General features: G+C 42.6%; 22 protein-coding genes. 10 read left to right on the top strand and 12 right to left on the bottom strand.

From position 1 onward, the window contains the following. Window positions 1-9 precede the first annotated feature (9 nt). Together BLV00_RS10250 and BLV00_RS10255 are read right to left on the bottom strand one after the other, a co-directional pair. On the bottom strand, window positions 10-1,305 hold the full coding sequence (locus BLV00_RS10250) for an HD domain-containing protein (protein WP_093044887.1): 1,296 nt from the start codon (window positions 1,303-1,305) through the stop codon (window positions 10-12). 117 nt (window positions 1,306-1,422) lie between these two features. After that, window positions 1,423-1,662 carry a YuzB family protein gene (locus tag BLV00_RS10255; protein ID WP_093044888.1) on the bottom strand — a complete coding sequence of 80 codons (240 nt, stop codon included), beginning with the start codon at window positions 1,660-1,662 and terminating at the stop codon, window positions 1,423-1,425. A 120-nt stretch (window positions 1,663-1,782) separates the two neighbouring features. Here BLV00_RS10255 and BLV00_RS10260 point away from each other — a divergent pair, with 120 nt between their 5' ends. Both BLV00_RS10260 and BLV00_RS10265 read left to right on the top strand, forming a co-directional pair. Continuing rightward, on the top strand, window positions 1,783-2,622 hold the full coding sequence (locus BLV00_RS10260; RefSeq protein WP_093044889.1) for a lipoate--protein ligase family protein: 840 nt from the start codon (window positions 1,783-1,785) through the stop codon (window positions 2,620-2,622). A 130-nt stretch (window positions 2,623-2,752) separates the two neighbouring features. Next, entirely contained in the window at window positions 2,753-2,989 is a 237-nt protein-coding gene (locus BLV00_RS10265; RefSeq protein WP_093044890.1) for a hypothetical protein, read from the top strand. A gap of 218 nt (window positions 2,990-3,207) precedes the next feature. On the opposite strand, the gene pta is transcribed toward BLV00_RS10265, so the two are convergent. After that, the gene (gene pta / locus BLV00_RS10270) at window positions 3,208-4,179 is read right to left on the bottom strand and encodes a phosphate acetyltransferase (protein ID WP_093044891.1); all 972 of its coding nucleotides are present in this window, start codon (window positions 4,177-4,179) and stop codon (window positions 3,208-3,210) included. Between the two features lie 218 nt (window positions 4,180-4,397). Here pta and hemQ point away from each other — a divergent pair, with 218 nt between their 5' ends. From hemQ to BLV00_RS10290, 4 genes are all read left to right on the top strand, one after another. Beyond that, entirely contained in the window at window positions 4,398-5,141 is a 744-nt protein-coding gene (hemQ, locus tag BLV00_RS10275; RefSeq protein WP_093044892.1) for a hydrogen peroxide-dependent heme synthase, read from the top strand. A 128-nt stretch (window positions 5,142-5,269) separates the two neighbouring features. Beyond that, a complete protein-coding gene (locus tag BLV00_RS10280) occupies window positions 5,270-5,692 on the top strand; it encodes a cell wall hydrolase (protein WP_093044893.1) in 423 nt (140 codons plus the stop codon). Window positions 5,693-5,713: 21 nt separating this feature from the next. Next, window positions 5,714-6,298, top strand: a complete 585-nt coding sequence (gene gerQ, locus BLV00_RS10285) for a spore coat protein GerQ (RefSeq protein ID WP_342722479.1) — start codon at window positions 5,714-5,716, stop codon at window positions 6,296-6,298. A gap of 99 nt (window positions 6,299-6,397) precedes the next feature. Next, window positions 6,398-6,652: a hypothetical protein gene (locus BLV00_RS10290; RefSeq protein ID WP_143030712.1), complete on the top strand. Its 255-nt coding sequence runs from the start codon at window positions 6,398-6,400 to the stop codon at window positions 6,650-6,652. On the opposite strand, the gene BLV00_RS10295 is transcribed toward BLV00_RS10290, so the two are convergent. The 4 genes from BLV00_RS10295 to BLV00_RS10310 form a co-directional block, all read right to left on the bottom strand. Next, window positions 6,653-7,021 (bottom strand): DUF423 domain-containing protein, encoded by a 369-nt coding sequence (locus BLV00_RS10295; protein ID WP_093044895.1) that lies wholly within the window; start codon window positions 7,019-7,021, stop codon window positions 6,653-6,655. A 12-nt stretch (window positions 7,022-7,033) separates the two neighbouring features. Beyond that, on the bottom strand, window positions 7,034-7,354 hold the full coding sequence (locus BLV00_RS10300) for a YwdI family protein (protein ID WP_093044896.1): 321 nt from the start codon (window positions 7,352-7,354) through the stop codon (window positions 7,034-7,036). 213 nt (window positions 7,355-7,567) lie between these two features. Further along, window positions 7,568-8,032 carry a GNAT family N-acetyltransferase gene (locus BLV00_RS10305; RefSeq protein WP_176791450.1) on the bottom strand — a complete coding sequence of 155 codons (465 nt, stop codon included), beginning with the start codon at window positions 8,030-8,032 and terminating at the stop codon, window positions 7,568-7,570. Between the two features lie 4 nt (window positions 8,033-8,036). Continuing rightward, window positions 8,037-9,380, bottom strand: a complete 1,344-nt coding sequence (locus tag BLV00_RS10310; RefSeq protein ID WP_093044898.1) for a sodium-dependent transporter — start codon at window positions 9,378-9,380, stop codon at window positions 8,037-8,039. 395 nt (window positions 9,381-9,775) lie between these two features. Here BLV00_RS10310 and BLV00_RS10320 point away from each other — a divergent pair, with 395 nt between their 5' ends. Next, entirely contained in the window at window positions 9,776-10,504 is a 729-nt protein-coding gene (locus BLV00_RS10320) for a YwaF family protein (RefSeq protein ID WP_093044900.1), read from the top strand. Between the two features lie 145 nt (window positions 10,505-10,649). Here the strand turns inward: BLV00_RS10320 and BLV00_RS10325 are convergent, their stop codons facing one another. From BLV00_RS10325 to coxB, 3 genes are read right to left on the bottom strand one after another with little or no spacing between them, the layout of a single operon-like run. Continuing rightward, complete coding sequence (locus BLV00_RS10325) at window positions 10,650-11,225, bottom strand: cytochrome c oxidase subunit 3 (RefSeq protein ID WP_093044901.1); 576 nt, start codon at window positions 11,223-11,225, stop codon at window positions 10,650-10,652. Next, window positions 11,215-13,143: a cytochrome c oxidase subunit I gene (ctaD, locus tag BLV00_RS10330; RefSeq protein WP_093044902.1), complete on the bottom strand. Its 1,929-nt coding sequence runs from the start codon at window positions 13,141-13,143 to the stop codon at window positions 11,215-11,217. The genes BLV00_RS10325 and ctaD overlap by 11 nt, the downstream gene beginning before the upstream one ends. A 23-nt stretch (window positions 13,144-13,166) precedes the next feature. Continuing rightward, a complete protein-coding gene (gene coxB, locus BLV00_RS10335; RefSeq protein ID WP_093044903.1) occupies window positions 13,167-13,850 on the bottom strand; it encodes a cytochrome c oxidase subunit II in 684 nt (227 codons plus the stop codon). A 227-nt stretch (window positions 13,851-14,077) separates the two neighbouring features. Between coxB and BLV00_RS10340 the strand changes: the two genes are divergently transcribed. Then, a complete protein-coding gene (locus BLV00_RS10340; RefSeq protein WP_093044904.1) occupies window positions 14,078-14,932 on the top strand; it encodes an STAS domain-containing protein in 855 nt (284 codons plus the stop codon). Window positions 14,933-14,978: 46 nt separating this feature from the next. Here BLV00_RS10340 and BLV00_RS10345 read toward each other — a convergent pair whose 3' ends face one another. Together BLV00_RS10345 and BLV00_RS10350 are read right to left on the bottom strand one after the other, a co-directional pair. Next, a complete protein-coding gene (locus BLV00_RS10345; protein WP_093044905.1) occupies window positions 14,979-15,287 on the bottom strand; it encodes a phasin family protein in 309 nt (102 codons plus the stop codon). Beyond that, entirely contained in the window at window positions 15,287-16,879 is a 1,593-nt protein-coding gene (locus BLV00_RS10350; RefSeq protein ID WP_245728937.1) for an ABC1 kinase family protein, read from the bottom strand. The genes BLV00_RS10345 and BLV00_RS10350 overlap by 1 nt, the downstream gene beginning before the upstream one ends. Window positions 16,880-17,391: 512 nt before the next feature. Here BLV00_RS10350 and BLV00_RS10355 point away from each other — a divergent pair. Beyond that, on the top strand, window positions 17,392-19,557 hold the full coding sequence (locus BLV00_RS10355) for a M6 family metallopeptidase (protein WP_093044906.1): 2,166 nt from the start codon (window positions 17,392-17,394) through the stop codon (window positions 19,555-19,557). Window positions 19,558-19,596: 39 nt separating this feature from the next. Beyond that, window positions 19,597-20,565, top strand: coding sequence for a GNAT family N-acetyltransferase (locus tag BLV00_RS10360; protein WP_245728938.1), 969 nt, complete (start codon window positions 19,597-19,599; stop codon window positions 20,563-20,565). The last annotated feature ends 76 nt before the right edge of the window (window positions 20,566-20,641 follow it).

A 20,641-nucleotide genomic window follows, 5' to 3' on the forward strand; every position in this document is an offset into this window, starting at 1 on the left:
CTCATCCCCCTATCCGTACAAAATTTCTAGGATCCGCTTCTTAGTCTTACTCCGGTTGGACATTTCTTTGAGACGGTCAAGCGGAAAATATAGCTTATGATCGGTCCTTTTTTTTCCTGAAATCGATTCAACAATATCAGATTGACGTGAGAGTTCTTTCAGTTCCTGATTCGGCATCAATAAGTGGATCGGTAGACGCTCCTCTTCCTCTCCAGGCCGGTAAAAGTCATACGGCAAGTCAGAACTGGAGTCAACAACAAGGTAATAATCTGGATTCAATCCAGCTTTATTGAATAAACGGTATAATTCCATCCACTCATTCATCTGCAGATTCGGGTTAAATTCAATGTACTTGAACAGACGACGATTGACGAAACGTTCGCAAAGATCACTTAAAATCGGGTCTTCTTCATTCATCCATATTTGGAAGTAATACATCGCCACTGCTTCATCCAGCGCTAAGTATTCTTTCAAGGTAGGTCTTTCTGTGAAAAATGATAAAAAGTGTGTCGGCTTCAAAGCAAACTCATAACCGGTTTCGTGGAGCTCCTTGGCACGGTGGAGAATCTTAGAAAGAATCACTTCCGCACTACGGGTGACCGGATGAAAATAAACCTGCCAGTACATCTGATAACGGCTCATGATATAATCCTCGACAGCATGCATCCCGCTTTCCTTAATGACGACCTGATCTTCCATCGGACGCATGACACGCAAAATACGTTCCATATCAAAATGTCCATAGCTTACTCCTGTGAAATAAGCATCCCGCTGCAGATAATCCATTCGGTCGGCATCGATTTGACTGGAAATCAAGCTGACAACTAATTTATTATGGTATGTTTTATTGATGACATCAGCGACTTTTTCAGGAAAGCCATTTTCTACTTTGGAAAGAATCGTATTGATCGTAGTATCCCCCAACAAAATCTCCTGGGTGAAATCTTCATGATTGAGCTTGAAGACCTTTTCAAAGGAATGGGAAAACGGGCCATGGCCAAGGTCGTGCAATAAAGCAGCACATAGACATAGCAATCGTTCATTTGAATCCCAATTCGGCCGGTCTTCGAAATTATGAAGGATACGGCGGACAATTTCATATACGCCAAGCGAATGGTTGAACCGGCTATGTTCTGCCCCATGGAAGGTCAAATAAGAAGTGCCCAGTTGTTTAACCCGGCGCAGTCGTTGGAATTCCGGTGCTCCGACTAAATCCCATATCACTCGGTCCCTAATATGTACATACCTGTGTACGGGGTCTTTAAAAACCTTTTCTTCATTTAATTTTTCATCTTTATAAGCCATCGGTTAATCCTTCCAATCGGCATTTTTTTCTATTATAGCTGTTAATCTCATTTAAAAAAACACCTTGACAAGCAAGGTGTCCATTCCATTCTTTAAAATATATTGACCGGGCTACTTCTAGACTCGCTTTCGCCCTTTGCTTAATTTTTTTTCAATTTTTTCGATCAGTTCATCTTCTTCCGGTGCAGAGACAGGGCGATTGTTCACGAATGCGAATGACTTCTTCCTGCCGGGACCGCAATACGACTGGCATCCAATTTCAACTTTAGCCTCTGCATCTAATTTTTCTAATCGTGGGAGCAGCGTCTTTAAGTTGACTGCCTGGCAATCATCACAGATGCGGAATTCATTAGTCATCGCTCATCCTCCTTCACATCGAACCAATACAATATTTTACCTAGTTTCATAGATACATGCAAGCGGCTTGTTCTGTTATACTATGGGAGGTTGAATGTGAACGGAAGGAGTATTTTCGCTATGTCTGACCTACATCCCTTGCTGAAAACAGCACAATATCGGTTCATCGATCAAAGCACGCTGGGACCGGAATTCTCAGCACTGCAATCTTTTGCGATGGATGATGCTCTGTCTATGTCTGTGGGCCAAGGTTTTTCTCCCACTACTGCACGGTTATGGGTGCATCATAATATCGTTGTACTCGGTATCCCCGATGCAAGACTCCCCTATATCACAGAAGGTGTAGAATACTTGAAATCACAGGGTTACCAGGTGATCGTAAGGAATTCAGGGGGACTCGGCGTCGTTCTTGATGATGGTGTGTTGAATGTATCATTGATTTTCCCGGATTCAAAAACAGTCAATATCCATGAAGGATATGATGCAATGGTGCAATTCGTCCGCTACCTGTTCAGAGATTATACGGACCGGATCGAGGCTTATGAGATTACTCAGTCTTATTGCCCGGGTACCTATGATTTAAGTATCGATGGCAAAAAGTTTGCTGGTGTTTCTCAACGAAGGGTGAAAAATGGTTCCGCTGTCCAGGTCTATTTAGATATTACAGGAAGCGGTGTAGAACGAGGGCGTATCATGCGCGATTTTTATAAGATTGGCAAACGAACAGAAGCTACCCGATTCGACTACCCGGACATCGATCCAAATGTCATGGCTTCTTTGAATGAATTGCTGGGCGTGGAGTTCTCAGTAGCTCAGGTACGTGATATGGTTTTGACGACTTTGCATGAATGGACCGGCAACCTATCTATGCAACAGCTGGACGGCCAGGAGATCGAATGGTTTCATAAACGTTTCGAGCAGATGATCGACAGGAATAAAAAAGCGCTGGAATCCTTGTAAAACGGAGGCCAGCACTTTTTTTAGCGAAAAAGCCTTATATAGCAGGAAAACTTATTTTCAAGATGTATACGGCTGTTTTCTCCGGTTCATGTTAAAATAGAAGTAATACATATAGGAGGTGTGTGGCGACATGTTCACCGTTTTTATCGTTATAGCTATTATTTTAAGTATCATCGCCTTGATTGCCACGATTTATGTAGGAAAAGATATCAATAAAACGATAGCGGAAAGAGAAAGTGACACACCAGAAGATGAGCTTGCCAGGTCACGGGAATATGAAAAGGCTCCTAACCTTCGGGCTTTATCTATCATCTATATCATAACTTTTGTCATTACTATCGCTTTAGTAGTAATTTACATCTTATAAAAAATCCGGGTTCCCCTGATCAAGGGGCCCGGATTTTCTTGTTGTCTAGGAAATTATAAAATTTAATGATCGTGGATAACTTTTTGCATTGGGCTACATCCAGCTCCAGCGCCTACCCCCTCGAGGTCTTAAGTCAATCCTCTCTGTGACAAATAACGTCACGCCGAGGCTTGGCTTAAGCTTATCGGGGGTGAGCAAGGCGCTTGCGCTTTTGTTCCTTATAGGGATTGAGCCGCTGTAATTAGCGCTAGTTTATAGACATCATCTGCATTACAGCCGCGAGATAAATCGTTGACCGGCTGGTTCAAACCTTGGAGTACTGGCCCAACAGCATCAAAGCCACCGAGGCGCTGTGCGATTTTATAACCAATGTTCCCAGCTTCAAGGCTTGGGAAAATGAACGTGTTGGCTTCCCCTTTCAATAGGGATTCAGGTGCTTTTTTCTCTGCTACAGACGGCACGAAAGCTGCATCGAATTGGAATTCACCGTCGATAAGCAGATCAGGGTTCTTTTCTTTAGCGATTTTAACTGCTTCAGAGACTTTTTCTGTTTCTGGAGATTTTGCGGAACCTTTGGTAGAAAAACTCAACATCGCAACTTTAGGCTCTACATCGAAAAGCTTGGCGGTTTCCGAGCTTGCCAAAGCGATCTCTGCTAAGTCTTCACTGTCTGGCGACATGTTAATAGCACAATCCGCAAACACATACTTCTCTTCCTCGCGAACCATGATGAATACTCCAGAAGTCTTCTTGATACCCGGCTTCGTTTTGATAATTTGCAGAGCCGGACGCACAGTATCCGCTGTCGAATGTACAGCACCGCTGACAAGGCCTTCCGCTTTACCCATATACACGAGCATTGTTCCGAAATAATTGCCATCTTTCAATATTTCTCTAGCATCCGCTTCTGTCGCTTTTCCTTTTCGACGTTCAACAAAGCTTTGTACCATCTCATCCATTCCTTCATAGTTTGCTGGATCGAGAATTTCTGCGGAAGAAATATCAAGACCAAACTCGCCCGCTTTCTGTTTCACTTCATTTTCATTTCCGACTAATACAGGGATGACTAAACCTTTCGTTCCCAAACGACTGGCAGCTGTCAGGATTCTTTCGTCTAATGCTTCAGGGAATACGATTCGCTTACCTTTCCCCTGAACTTTATCTGTTAATGTCTCAAAAAGATCACTCATATCTTTCCCTCCAATATCTTGTCCTGTTATATATGATAAGACAATTTGTGTATGAATGAAAGCAATATGTAAGAGAAAACGATTACCTCTATAAAATGTGTCAATATAGTGAATTCATACCCCTTATTTACGTCCGACATGAAGCCCTGTTTTGATTATGTTATATTAAGGAAGGAGCAGGATACTTACAATGTTTTTAATAAAGGAGCGTATGATCTATGCCAGAACCAGCGATAACCTTAGATGGATGGTATTGTCTACATGATTTCCGGTCCATGGACTGGACCGCCTGGAAGATGATATCAAGTGATGAGCGTGAAAGCGCCATCCACGAATTCCATCAACTGATCAATAAGTGGGAAAAGACAGAAAGTAATAAAACAGGCAGCCATGCTATCTATTCCATTGTCGGTCAAAAAGCGGATTTCATGATGATGATTCTACGTCCGACCATGGAAGAACTGAACGAAATTGAAAATGAATTCAACAAAACCAAATTGGCAGAGTTCACTATCCCGACTTACTCTTATGTTTCTGTAGTAGAACTCTCCAATTATATGGCGCAAGGTAAAGACCCTGAAACTGACCCTGAAATTCAAGCACGTTTGAAGCCTATCTTGCCTAAATGGAAATATGCTTGCTTCTATCCAATGGACAAGCGCCGTCAGGGGAATGACAACTGGTATATGCTCGAAAAAGAAGATCGAGGTAAAATGATGTATTCCCATGGCATGATCGGACGTAAGTATGCCGGAAAAGTACGCCAAATCATTACGGGGTCCGTAGGCTTTGATGACTGGGAATGGGGAGTCACTTTGTTTGCCCATGATGTCCTTCAGTTCAAAAAATTAGTATATGAAATGCGTTTTGATGAAGTAAGCGCCCGCTTTGGCGAATTCGGCTCATTCTATGTCGGTCACTTACTCGAAAAAGAATCACTTCCTAAATTTCTATCCATCTAAATAAACGATACTTGAACAGCGCTGCTACCCATACAGGGGGCAGCGCTTTTTATTTTTCATAATGTGGGACCCCGTACATATACATTTACAGAGAAGCTCATCTTGTGGAATTGAAGTGGGGTGAAAGGATGGCGGTAATCCCTTCCACAGAAAAAGGTGTGAAGTTATTAGCACGACTGATGCGCGCTGAAGGAGAAGGTGACGGACAATTGGGAATGCTGTTGGTGGGTAATACGGGAGTGAATCGTGTACGCGGTGATTGCATAGACTTTAAAGCAATCAATTCGATTGAAGACATGGTTTATCAGAGTCCCGGGGGATTCGAAGCTACACAAAAAGGCTACTTCTACCAGCGTGCCCGAGATAAAGACATTCGTCTGGCCAGAAGGACGATTAAAGGAGAGCGATTCCATCCTGCAACCAATTCCCTCTGGTTCTTCATGCCTGAAGGAAGCTGCCCTGCCCAATGGTTCGGTCAATGGAATTCGGGGCGGTTCAAATCGCACTGCTTCTATTCTCCATTACAAAGCGAGTGCCCACGAGTTTATTAACGCCAAAAAGGAGTGATTGTATTGTCACAAAATAATAAGGAAAACCAGGCTTCTGCCAAATCTCAACAGAACCAGCCTTATTATCCAGCCAACCCCTATCAATATTATTATCCCGCTTATGCAGCACAGGCTCCATCAGGTTATTATCCATCCGCCCGTCAAACTGCCCCTCCCCAGGGGATGGGAATGATGGGAACCTATCAGCAATCAATGGGAATGCCTGGAATGACGCAAGGTGGGACGCCAGGAATGCCCGGAATGATGCAAGGCGGGATGCCAGGAGGCACCCAGGGAGGTACCCAGGGACAGGGAGGTATGCTCCCTGTAGAAGAATCTTATATTGAAAACATTTTACGTTTGAATCGAGGAAAAGAAGCGACCGTTTATATGACTTTTGAAAATAACGAAAACTGGAATGCAAAGATTTTCAAAGGGATTATCGAAGCAGCAGGAAGAGACCACATTATTTTGAGTGATCCTCAATCAGGAAAACGGTACTTATTATTAATGATTTATCTTGATTACATTACATTTGATGAAGAAATCGAATACAGCTATCCATTCGGCAACTCAGGAGGCCAATTAGCGAACTACACGCCAAGGTAACTTTTTAGTCATTATCGTTTTGTTATTAAACAATTCTTAAACAGAGAAAAAGCCACGCCGCTTATTCGCGCGTGGCTTTACTTTATCCAAGGTGGTGACATGCTAGTGAAACACCCATATGAAAAACTGCAGCGTCTTCAAGTGTTGAGTATGATTCTGGCACTTGTTCTCGCTATTGTCGCACTCGCCCAGCAAGCCTTTTCCTGGACGGTATTAGCCATGTTTTACATGCTTGCTTTAAGCTTTATGTTCGAAGGGATGGTAGAACTGCAAAAGCGGAATACATTCCATTTCATTTCCCAGGTCATTCGAGCCCTATTGATTGCCATTTTTTCTACTTTTCTTTTTTTTTAATTAGATGATTTTTGTTACTGTTATACCTAACAGCACCCAGCCAATCAAAAACGTCAGACCACCGAACGGAGTGATCAAAGCCAGCGCTTTGATGCCAGACGGGGCATAGATATACAAGCTGCCGGAAAATAGCAGGATCCCAATGAAAAACATCCACCCTGCCCCTGTCAATAGACTTGATTGAGCTTTCATCATCAATAATCCGACAGCAAGCAAAGCACCGGTATGGAACATTTGATAGGTTACTGCTTTTTCCCAGGTTTTCAACGCTTTTTCTGAAATACGGCCTTCCAGTCCATGAGCACCGAAAGCCCCAAGTGCTACTGCAATAAAACCGTTGATGACAGCCAATAATAAAAATAATTTCATATTTCTCTCTCCTTAAAAATCAAATATAGAATCACCATTTGCTTCTTCGTGGTCGATCGTCTGCTTTTTCTGTTGGTTTGTCTGCTGCCTGGATGACGGGATATCTCCCATCATTTTTCTTATTTCTGCTGTTGTCGGTTCGTTGACCTCCGTAGGATCAGGAAATGCAGAACTCCCGGTTGACTCCTCAGGACGCTCATCTAACATCAAGTCACACAAAAGACGGATGGCTCGAACATGCTCACGAACCGACGAGGTCTCACCATTTTTTTGCATCGCTTCTTGTATTTCATTCATCATTTTCTTCAATACTGCTTGATTTGAAATCGCCATTATTATGACTCCTTTTTGATTACGAAAATCTCATACTATGTAGTTTAACACGTCCATACAATCCTAGACTAGAAAAGAAAACAAGACCGCTCCCTATTAGGAACGGTCTTGTTTAGGATGACACTGAAAAAGCAGAGCGTAGCTTGCGGGTTCCATTACACTGGGATTATAGGAGACCCCGCCTTCACAAGAGGACTGCCACCGCTCTTCACGTTAATGATCAGAGCTTTCATAATAGAGAAGTGCGAGCCTTATTCCTTCCTCTGTCACCAGCTCCTGCTGCTGTTTGAAACCATATTTCTGATAAAATCGCATCGCCGGTTCATTTTTTGCTCCAGTCGTTACATAGCATCGGCTGGTTGGATTCAAAAACAGCACTCTATCCAGCAGTTCCTTGCCAAAGCCCTGGCGCATCCATCTTGGATGTACGGCCATACGGGTAATCCAGAAATCACCTGCTTCAAGTTGATAGGCGATCAGGCCGACTAGCCTTCTTTCTTTATATATACCTAAAAATGTTTCGTCAGCCATACGGATATCCTGATAAGTTTCCGTCAAAGGCGGAAGCTTGCGGCTATGAACGTACCTCGCTTCTTGATGATAGGAAAGCTGCTGCAATGCTTCGATTTCTTTTGCAACATCTCCCCTCGTATGTGCTAATTCAAAAATGATAGACATAAAATTACATTCCCAGAATTCCCACGGCATTCAAGAAAATTAAGATAATCAATACCGGGGCGATATACTTGATGATGCTGTACCAGATGTTACCGATCGGATTACCGGTCAAATCCGTAGCGTCCAATGCTGTGGACTTCTTAAAATACCATCCGACAAACAACGCCATGGCTAGACCTCCGAGTGGAAGCAAAATATTGGAGGCAATGAAATCCATCGACCCTTGGATATTTCTGTCTCCGATTGGCGTGAAGCCGGACCATATGCCAAAACCTAAGGATACGATCAATCCAAGTACGAACATAATAGCTCCCGTCAGGATACTCGCCATTTTCCGACTCCAATGGAAAGCCCTCATAAAGTAAGCAACCGGCACTTCCAAAATAGAAACAGATGAAGATAAAGACGCCAGTGTCAATGCAAAGAAGAAAACCAGACCAACTATCCCGCCAACTGGCATCTGCTCAAATATGCCAGGCAATGTAATGAATACCAATGGCGGACCGGATCCAGGGCTGATACCAAAAGCGAAAGCCGCCGGAAAAATGACAATGCCGGAAATGACCGCAAAAAAGGTGTCCATCAGACCGATACCAAGAGTGGCACCAGGCAGCTTGCTCTCCTTCGACAAGTAGCTTCCATACGTAAGCATGGCACCCATTCCCAAACTTAAGGAAAAGAAGGCCTGCCCCATAGCAGCTAAATATACCGATGGATTACTTAACGCTGACCAATCCGGTTGGAAGAGGAATTTCACCCCTTCCACCGCTCCTTCAAGTGAGACACTGTATATTGCCAATCCAATCAAAATGATAGCCAGTGTTGGCATGAAAATTTTATTGGCCGCTTCGATTCCTCTTTTAACACCGATATAAACGATGGAAATCGTCAGCACCATGAAAAAAGCATGCCAGAAAAGAGGCTGCCAGGCATGGGATATAAAACCGCCAAATGCGGCCTCATAACCGCCTTCAGGTTGGCTGAAGAAATCACCGGTAATGTATTTCCATAAATAATACATCGACCACCCAGCTACTACGCTGTAAAAGCTTAAAATCAAGAATGATGCCAATACTCCAAAGAAACCGGAAAGGAACCATGGAGTACCAGGAGATAACTTCGCAAATGATCCAATCACATCACTTTGCGCTTTTCTTCCGATGCTTACCTCTGTTAATAACAAAGGTACACCGATGACAAGTACGAAAAATAAATATAAAATCAAAAAGGCGCCTCCGCCACTTTCACCCGCAACATATGAGAAACGCCAAATGTTACCGAGCCCAACAGCAGACCCCATCGCCGCCAGCATAAAGCCGAGCTTGGAGGCCCATTTTTCCCTAGCCAATAGTCTTCAACTCCCTCACTCTATTGTTTGTAAATATGCCATAGCATATCACATATTCATGGATACGACGACCTATATTCTGAAATTTCATTTTATTTACAGTAGAATAGTCACCCTTTAGCGCTAAACCCTTTGTTCTGATTTTCATATTTAGAAGCAGGCGCTTTGGACCTATACTGTAAGCAATCCGTGCCAGTCGTTTTTTTGACCAGTATAGATGGGATTTCTCTTGTTTTGAATCCATAAGCCCGACACCCTCTTGGAAACTGAGGATTCCAGGTCGTAAAGAAGAACTTACACCGGAAACAATTGATTTTCCTCATCATATCTCCCTCCGATATAGCTATGATAGAATAATAGCACAGAATAAATAAAGGAAAATAGGATGATGGTGTATGAAACAATGGTTCGGCAGTGGTATCAATCAACCTTTCGACATGTTCGGCGGCAGCCATATCACCATGTTGATCATCTATTTGACAGGATTGGCATTGATACTTCTTGGAAATAAAAAAATTCAAAAAGATCAGACCGGCTATCAATTGATACGCTGGTTTTTATTCGGTCTCCTGATCATTTCCGAAGTCTCTTACCAGACCTGGGCCATAGTTAACGGCGTGTGGAGCAGCAATGATTATCTACCATTACACCTGTGCGGCATTGCATCCTTAGTTGCTGCAACTGCGCTTTGGAAACAGAATCATACGTTGATAAAAATCACCTATTTCATTGCCGTCATTCCTGCTTTGATGGCTTTAGTGACCCCAGACCTTCCCCATGACTACCAACATTACCGTTACTGGAAATTCTTCCTTCATCATATGGGGATATCCTGGTCTGGAGTACTGCTGACGCTGGTACACCCAGTGACCATCACCTGGAAAACTACCATGAAGGCATATGGGCTGCTGGTGATTTACGCCATCCTGATGGGCTTCGTTAATCAAGCTATCGGTTCTAATTATTTATATTTATCCCGGACGCCAGGAAAGGGAACTCCGCTTGATTTATTAGGTGATGGTTTTTGGTATTATATCAATCTAGGACTTCTCGCTTTTGCTTCTTTTTGGCTGCTTTATTTTATCTATCAACTTTTCACCCGGCAAAACAAAGATAAAAAATAATCACTATTAGAAAACTTGGCTTATCGCCAAGTCCTTATGGCGAAAGCCTAAGTGTTTCTTATACTTTAACCCTTTAACAAAGTTAAACTTTCTTAAATTACAAAGAAAAGCCCGAAGCCTTTGTTCAGCTTTGGGCTTGTTGTTGTTAAAACAAATATGGAGCGTATACGATAATCAGTATCAGCACCCAAATAATATCAACAAAGTGCCAGTAGTAGTTGAATATCCTGTGCTTTTCCTCAAACAAGGTATACGGAAGCAGTTCCCGTTGAATCAACAGGACAATCATCCAGCCTAAGCCAAATAATACGTGGGAAGCATGGAGACCGACCAGGACAAAATAGGAAGATAGGAAGTTGTTGGTAGCCACGGTATGCCCCTCTGAAACGAACTTATAAAATTCATGGGTTTCAAAGTACATGAATGTGGCACCAAAAATAAAGGTGATCAGTAACCCCGTCAGAATCAAATTGGCATTACGTCTTTCCAATCCCTTCTCTGCAATCATCAACGTTCCGCTGCTGGAAAGAAGGAAGATTGAAGACAAGACAACAGTTTTCATTTCAAATAGTTCGCTTGGGTGGGGTCCCTGTTCAGCAGGAGTATAAATGATATACGTAGCAAACAACGTTGCGAACATGACCGCTTCTACAAATAAGTAGATGAAAAAGCCCATCCGCTTATCGCCAAACAAATCCCTGGACATTGTTTTACTGCTCATTGTCCTGCTCCTCCTTCCTGTATACGGCTGTGCGCTCATCGTTGAAAGCCCGCAACACGAAGAACCCTAACGATGCAGCTCCTCCGATAATCTGCATCCAGAGCCATCCGTATATGAATCCAAAACTCATTATGGTCAGGGCTACTGATAGAACAAACGGCTGTACGGTACGGATGGAAACCGGTGATGCACGATGATGTTCCGCAACGGGGAGGGGCTTCCCCTCCTGCTTCGCCCACCATAAAGCATCACGTCGATCAATAATCGGCATTTTTTCAAATGGATGCTCAGGTGCCGGAGATGGAACGTACCATTCCAATGTTCTTCCATCCCACGGGTCCGCACCGACATTTTCCTTTTTCGGACGATGCGTCTTATATACATTCCATATGACAAACAACATACTTGCTCCCATCATGAAGGCACCAATGGTACTGATGAAGTTATAAACAAACACTCCATCTTCCCAAGTGTAGTCATAGACCCGGCGCGGCATTCCATTCAAACCAGCCAGGTGCTGCGGGAAGAAGGTCAGGTGGAATCCGATCAAGAAAAGCCAAAAATGCCATTTCCCCAACTTTTCATCCAGCATTTTGCCTGTCATTTTCGGATACCAGTAATACAGTCCGGCAAATGCCCCTAAAACAGTAGAACCGATAATGACGTAGTGAAAGTGGGCCACAACGAAATAAGTATCATGATACTGCATATCTGCAGCCGCTGAGGCAAGCATGACACCAGTTACCCCTCCCATTACGAAGGTCGGAATGAATCCAAGCGCAAATAACATCGGCGTCTTGATGCGGATTACCCCTCTCCTCATAGTAAATAGCCAGTTGAACACTTTCACCCCTGTCGGCACAGCGATCATCATCGTTGTAATCGCAAAAAATGTATTGGCGAATGGCCCTAAACCAACAGTAAACATGTGGTGGGCCCATACCATGAACCCTAGCATTCCAATCAACGCTAATGCGATAACCATCGAGGTGTATCCAAATACATTTTTTCTTGAAAAAGCAGATATAATATCGGAAAAAATACCAAAAGCCGGTAGCGCGAGGATATAAACCTCAGGATGCCCGAAGATCCAAAAAAGGTGCTGCCAGTATACAGGATGCCCGAGCTCGCCTACAAAGAAAGTCGCCCCATATAGACGGTCGAATTGCAGCAGTAACAAGGCAATTGCCAATACAGGAAACGCGACAAGAATAAGAAATGATGTAATCAGACTTGCCCATGGAAATAATGGCATCCGTGTCAATTTCAGACCTGGAGCCCTCAGGCGTAAAATCGTGACAATCATATTGATGGCAGCGAAAATTGTACCAAGACCGGAGATCTGCAGACCGAAGATATAATAATTATTATTCGGACCACCTGTGAATTCATAAGTAGATAAAGGCGCATAGGCTGTCCACCCTGCATTCGGGGCTGCATTGAAGAAGAACGCCGCGAAAAATATCATCCCTCCGGTCAAGAATAAGTAAAAACCAATGGCATTTAAAAATGGAAATGCCAGATCATTCGCACCGATTTGCAAGGGAACCGCCACATTCATCAAACCAATCAACAATGGCATAGCAACAAAGAAAATCATCATCGTGCCATGAGTTGTAAATATTTCATTATATTTATCCCCTTGGAATACCCAAAACTGGTTCTCAGGTGTAACCAGCTGGAGCCTTATAAATAACGCGTCTATTCCTGCACGAAAAAAGAATAGAATAGCAAATATAATGTATAATGTCCCGATTTTACGGTGATTCGTACTTGTAGCGTAGTCCCATATCACCGGCCAATGCCGTTTCTTGGTCAGCCAATATAATACGATCGGGGTTCCTAGAATCACTGAAACCCATGCGGCTACGACATCCGTCGGTAATACAATCAACTCTCCAAATAAGTAAAATTCCATGTTTTCACCCTTTTCCCCTACCGTTATTCTTCATTCAGCCATGCTTGAAATTCTTCTTGTTCCATCACTTCCGCTTCGAACCTCATATCAGCATGAAGCGTCCCACAGTATTCCGCGCATTTCCCCTGATAGGTGCCCGTTTCCTCCGGAGTAACCTTCAGTCTGTTTTCTTCGCCAGGCAAGACATCAATTTTCCCAGCTAGTTTCGGCACCCAAAATGAGTGAATCACATCTTTGGATGTTAAATGGAAAATAACTTCCCGGTCTTCCGGCAAAACTAATTTTTTATGCGTTTCTTTCCCGTTTTCATACTCGAAGGTCCATCTGAATTGTTCTCCGGTGACATTGACATGGACAGCATTATCATCTGAACTGGCACCAATATAGGAGACATCATACGTAATCATCACCGTAGGAACCGCCAGTCCAATCAGCAGGATGATAGGGAGTACGGTCCAGATGATTTCCAGTGTCCGATTCCCTTCTTCATGCTTTGGAACATCATGACGATTTTTTTCTGTTTCCCTGTATTTCACTGTAAAAGCTATAAAAAGCAGTGCTACTACTAACACGACGAACATCATAATCCCAAAACTTAAGTAAATTAAAAATGCCTGATCAGAAGCTGTCTGGGTTTTCGGATCAAGCACACGCAGGTTGCATCCTGATAGGATGAACAAAAATGATAACAATACAAGTATTTTCATGCTTCACGCAACCTTTACCGATAATTTTTTTAAATATGTTATTACCCCTTTAACCTAACAATAAATTCATTAAACCTTTTATCTTTGCCATCAATATGGGGAATTACGGATGTAATTCCAATAACATATTTACAGCAGATAGCTTGTCATGATTATTTAAATTTACTTACTTACGGTGACAATATATAATGATAGTAATTTAATGCTAAAAGGGACTGAATTGTTTTATGGTGCAAAAAGAACACGTGGTATTCTTCCAAAAGAAAATATCCGAAAACATCGAAGAATTGACAGAAAGAATATTCACTTTGTATGAACATAGGTACCCGGAAGAACTGGAAAAGTTAACAGAAGAAGACTTAAAAGATAATAAAAGAATCGTCTATGAACTATTTGAAACAATCGCTAAAACAATGCTATACGTAGAAAAATCCAATGAAATAGCTGCTCAATGGGGAAAGGAAATTGGAAAAACAAGTGTCCGCCGAGGCGGTTCGCTAAGTGAAGCTTTGGAAAGAATCGGAATGTACAAAGAAGTGCTTTGGACATTTATCGAAGAAGCAGCACGTGACACCGATTATAATTTCACCCATATCATCGAAGTGGTGACACGTACGGATGATATCTTCAACCATATCGTGCATGGTTTCAGTCTCAGTTTCGCACAGGAAGAAGAGCGAATTCTAAAAGATTATGAAGAAAAATATTTGAAGCTTTCCACCCCAATCGTCCCCATCAAAGATTCAGTCGCCATCCTGCCGATTATTGGAGAGATCGATCAGAAACGGGCAGATGTACTGATGGATGAGACATTGAAGGAAGTAAGCAACTGGAATATCGACTGGTTGATCATCGATTTATCCGGTGTGTATGATGTGAACAATTCATTCATGAGCCACTTGCACCGTCTGCTTGATTCGCTGACTCTTTTAGGAATAACCCCACTCCTTACTGGTATGAGACCGGATCTCAGCATGCAGGCGACCAAACTTGGGTTATTTCAAACGAGTAAAAACCGTATTACGACTTGCTCCTCTTTAAAACAAGCTATCGAGCTGTTAGACAAGAAAAACATTTCTTAAAAAGAACGAAGCCAGCTTCCCATACTGGAGAAGCTGGCTTTTTTTATTAGTATTCACTTTTGTCCTGATGGAGTTTTTCTAAACGTTGTACCCTTGCTTCTAATATTTCAAGTTCGTCTTTCGTTACAAAGCCCATCTCTTTAGCACGCTGTTGCATTTTCTCTTTGCCCTGCTCACTCCATTCCGCATCTTTCTGCATTCCCTTAGCCATAAATTCATCGAACATTTCACGTGCCTGAGAAGGACTGACATCTCCCCGCTGGACTAAGTCATCCAGCAGCTTTTCTGCTTTTTCTTTCCCGCTTAGAGCTGCTCCTAACCCCAGATAAAATCCTTTTTTTAACATGTCACTCATCATTGACCCCTCCTGTTCATATTAATAGTATTCATCATTTTGACGTGCTTCCTTCCGAAAACTAACAATCCCAAAACACCAAACGTGGCAAGCACAAAGCCGACCCACATAAGAAGAACGTCGGCTGATCGATACCAGAAAATACCGAATCCACCGCCAGCGACAGCAGTCAAGAAGGACAAAGCGGCGTAGAATAAATAAAATTGGTGGAACATATGATTTTGTTGCTTTTCAGCAGCCCACTCCCGATCTCGATCGCCACTTTCCAAATAGCTGACTAATGCTCTCGGCACCGACAACAGCGGCCGGGCTGTTTCAGCAGCGATATCTTTATAGAAACCATACTTGGAATCATCACCGCTCATCCATTCCCGAATTACAGGTTTTCCCCAGGCCATCAAGTCGATTTGAGGATACACAGCTGTCAGAACTCCAATGATGATGGAAGTAGCTCTTCCTAAAAATGCATAATCGGCAGGCAGCTGGATCGGCTGATTTTTTACGAACCGCTGGATATCCTCCATAATGTCGTTCATAATCGTCGCATCCAGTTTGGTGAAGTCCCCGTCCAAATACATATCGACTGTTTCCCTCAACAATTTTTTCACGCGTTCTGTATCAGCATTTTCAAGCAGGAAGTTCATTTTAAATAAAGCATCGATTACCTGGTCATAATCATCTAAAATGAACCCTTGGATCATCATCCGGATGTAACTGGCATCCTGCTTTTTAATTTCCCCAACCATACCAAAGTCAATCACTACAACCGTTCCGTCCGCTTTCAGCATCAAATTCCCTGAATGAGGATCCGAATGGAACATGCCGGTATATAAAAATTGCTCGACACATAAATCGAATAGTATTCTTGCGATTTTTTCGCGGCTGATGCCATGCTTTTTGATGAAAGATAAATCAGTGACCCTCGCCCCTTCAATCCATTCCATTACCAGTACACGCTGCGTCGAAAAATCATTATAATATTCTGGAATATAGACATTCTCCATATCCTTGAATCTTTTTTTAAAATGATTTCCGTTTTGCAGTTCTTTTTTAAAGTCCAGTTCATTACTCATAACCGTTACAATTTCTTTGTAGAGCGCCTGTAAATCCGCTTTCTTTCCATATTCCGTAAAACGGCGCAGCATCCAGAAGACGATGCGGAGAGCCTTGAAGTCCATATGAAAAATATCTTTGACACGATAACGCTGCACCTTAATAGCGACGGGGGTGCCATCATTCAAAGTCGCTTTGTAAACCTCACCGATGGAAGCTGAAGCTACCGCCTTTTGATCTATATCCTGCAGGAATCCTTCCAGCTCTCCATTCCATTCTTCCTCCAGAATTTTTTTAGAATATGAAAAAGGAACCGGCTCTACCCGATCGACCAAACCCTCCAGTTCCCGAATGAAGGTATCAGGCAGTAAATCAGCGCGCGAACTTAAAAATTGCCCGAACTTGATCAATAGCCCTCCTAAACGGATTGATTTGACACGATACTCACGCGCTTGCTTGGTCATCAAATCATCCCATTTACGTTTCGTCTCTTCATCCCAGATCCTATGGGTTTTCTGGAACCATAATAACTGCAACATGAATTTGGCAGACATCCAAACAATTATAGTTATCCTGTATAAAGCTATGTATTTCATTCGATCCCGCACCCCAGCTCACCCCCTGCTTTGTTTCTCTATTATTAGTACCCTATTTTTTCTCTCTCAATCTTAGAATTAAGCAAGTGAATCTCGCAAAACGGTACATACCACCCTCTGAACCGAAGACACCTGACCTTTGTCACCGTTTTCCGGGTAAAAATCACCAAATTCGATAATTATTTCAACGATTTTCCTGGATAGATTACACCTATTTAGCCAATTATCGACTATCACCTTTACTAACCGAAAAGCGCATGACAAAAATCGGCGTTACCTTCCAAAATTTTTCTCCAAACAAAACGTTTTTAGGATATACGCCTCACTTAAACATGACTTAAGTAGCATTTATAGGATGAATTCCCTCCTTTTTTACCATTCACAATTTTCCGAATTTTGGAGATAATTATAAGCATATGGAAAATATTCCATGAATTTTAGGGGGAGGAATCACAATGAATAAGAAATTCACAGCGTTGCTGTCTGCCAGCGCGTTGACGTTGTCCCTGTTTGCACCAGCTGCAGGCACAGGAAACGTCAGTGCGGAAAGCAAGTACAGCAACTTCAACACGGAGCGTTATACAGACCGTATCGACATTGACGGTATGTTGGAGAGGAAAGCGAATGATGAAGCTTTCCAAAAGCAAGCCAAGCAGAAAATCAAGGAAAATGCAGAAAGCACTTCATTTAATTTAGATGAATCTACTACATCTACCAAGGGTCAGAAAAAAGGTAAAGGCAACGAAGAAGCCTCTTCTGATGGAGAACAAACAGATTCGAACTTCACATACGATGGTGGTACAAAACAGTTCCTGACCCGTAATTTATCATTCAAACCTTTTACCCTCCGTAGTGTTGGGGAAAATGTGGAAATCTGGGTAGCAAATGATTTGTCTTTCCCAGATGGTGACCCACGTCCTGCTCACGTAGTTACTCAGGAGCAAGTGGACAAGCTTACAGCTGAGTTCGATAACAATATCTATCCTACAGATACTGAATTTTTTGGTACTCCAGACAGCCATGACGGTAGCAATTCACTATTAGAAGAACTAGGATATGTCCCTGAGGGTTATTATGATGGTGAAGGCGACAAAATTGTTATGCTTGTAGATAATATTAAGGATGATAACTTCAATGATCCAACTTATCCATTCTTCGTTGCCGGCTTCTACTGGAGCACCTTAGAAATGTATATGGATCGTAACATTATCACTATTGATACAAATAACTGGGAAGAACGCTTGGAAAGCACTTTCTATGGAACTACTATCCATGAATTGCAGCACTTGATCCATGACGATAATGACTCTGATGAAACTTCCTGGTTGAATGAAGGTATGTCCACCTTCTCTGAGTATTTAGGCGGTTACGGTATGGATGCCGGGTCCATCAACTTCTTATTGGATCACCCAGAGAACTCTTTGATCAATTGGGACGAGCATCGTACGGCGAGCACAGGCCCAGAAACAATCGCTGACTATGGCTTGGTCCAGCTTTTCACTCTTTATAGCTATGAGCAGTTTGGACAAGAATTCATCCGCGCACTTGCTAAGAGTGAAGACAATAGCATTGAAAGCTTCAATAATGTTTTGAAAAAGTTCGGTTATAACACATCCTTCACAGAAGTCTACCAAAACTTCTCTACCGCTCTTACTATTGACGACAATGTGTTCAAAGGCGGTAAATATGGTTTTGAAAACATCGATTTACGTGAGCTTCCAATAGGTGATGGAGAAACTCGCGGCATGACAGTAAACTTTGAAAAAGCTGAGACGTATGAAAAAGACGGAGTGCCTGCTTGGGGTACCGACTATAAAATATTCGACTTTGAAGATAATGCTAAAATCGATGACTTCAATTTTAACGGTGTCGATTTTATTCCTACCCCATGGGAAACTGTTGCTGACCCGCTTGGATCAGATAATCAGGTTTACTGGGGTAACCAAGGTGACGAAGCTGACAACAGCATCATCTTTGAAGCTGACTTGACTAATGTAAATGAAGCAACGCTTCAATTTGATAACTATATCGATATCGAAGAGCATTGGGACTTTGGAGTCGTACAAGTTTCTACCGATAATGGGCAGACCTGGACTTCTCTTGGAAATGAAAATACTACTTCTGATATCGTAGAACAGGGTTACCCGAAAATCAAAAACAACCTTCCAGGCTTTACTGGTCACTATGAAGACTGGCAGCAAGAAACGTTTGATCTATCCGATTATGCTGGCGAGAAAGTACACATCTCTTTCCGCTACCTGACAGACTGGGGATACAACGATGCTGGCTGGTTCGTTGATAACATTGAAGTTCCTGAAATCGGTTTGAGCTATGATGGTTCTTCCCTTGAAAGCTTCCAATCTATGGACGAACTACTAGAAAACTATGTGGAATACGGTGTAAGCTTTGTTAACGAAAAGAGCAATGGAGAGCATCGTGTCCTTCATGTTGATCCTTTTAACGTAACTGAAGAAGAAGCTCTTCAATTCAAACAATTGTTCAAAGAAGGCAAAACTTATATGACAACTTATTATGCAGCTCCACAAGAAAGCCTTAACCCAGTTTCATTTGAATATGAAATTAAGTTCAAAAAGAATGAAACAAAAGAAGGCTCAAACTAACTATTATGAAACCAACCAGGACTTATCCTGGTTGGTTTTTTGTTGACTATCCCCGCTTGCGCTAAGTTGACTGACTATGTCATGCTTAACGAAAAAGGCAGGCGATCACCTTTGCATATAAAAGAATTAGAAGTAAAAGATTTACAAAATGTTGCAGAATGGCTTTACCATATGAACGAGCAGGACAAGCACTTTGTCGCATGGCTGGCTTCTGATCAGAATGAAATCTACGAACAAATATGGACGTTGACTCAATTCACTGACCCTCTGGCGTATGTAGCCTGGGAGAATAATCAGATCATCGGATTCCTCGGTATCCTGCCATTTTTCGAGCAAAAACTGTGCCGGCTGCTCGGTCCGTTTGCTGTTGAACAGGAAACGGAAGTGATGGAAGGATTATGGAACAAAGCCTCCCTTACTATGGAGCAGCACTTCAATGCTGTAAAGGTAGCTAGTTTTAGAGCCAACTCCCATTTGATAGACTTTTGTGAACGGCATCGTTTCCACCTATATAATATTGAGAAAACGATGGCTATCCACCGTTATGACTACCAATCCGGTCAGCATGATGCGCGCAATGTTGTAGAAGTGATGGATGATGATGAAACAGAAATCAACCGCCTTCACCCCAAAGGTGCTTATTACACAACACAGGAAATGATGACACTATCCCGTAAGGAAGCTAATAAGCTATGGGGCTATCAAACAGATGGACAGCTCAAAGGGTATCTTTACTTAGAAACGATCATACCGAATGAAGAAGGGGAAATCTGCTTCGTCAACGTCGACCAGGACGAGCGCAGTCAGGGAATCGGCACGGTCCTGATCGACCACGCTCTACAGTACGCATTTCTCGTCCTGGGATTGGAGGAAGTAACCATCTCGGTACGTACAAACAATGAAGGGGCAGAGAGTCTATATCGGGAACTTGGTTTTAAAGAAGCACAGACAATCTATGCCTATGAAAAACTGTTCCAGGAGCCTGTACTGAAAAACCCTTTCCATTAGATGCGAAAGTGCATGCAAAAATTGCCGCCTCAAAACTTGATCTCAAGTTTTGAGGCGGCTTTTTTATGCTCTTGTA

Origin of the sequence: Thalassobacillus cyri (genome assembly GCF_900107755.1) — a bacterium.
GTDB classification, from domain to species: Bacteria; Bacillota; Bacilli; order Bacillales; family Halobacillaceae; genus Thalassobacillus; species Thalassobacillus cyri.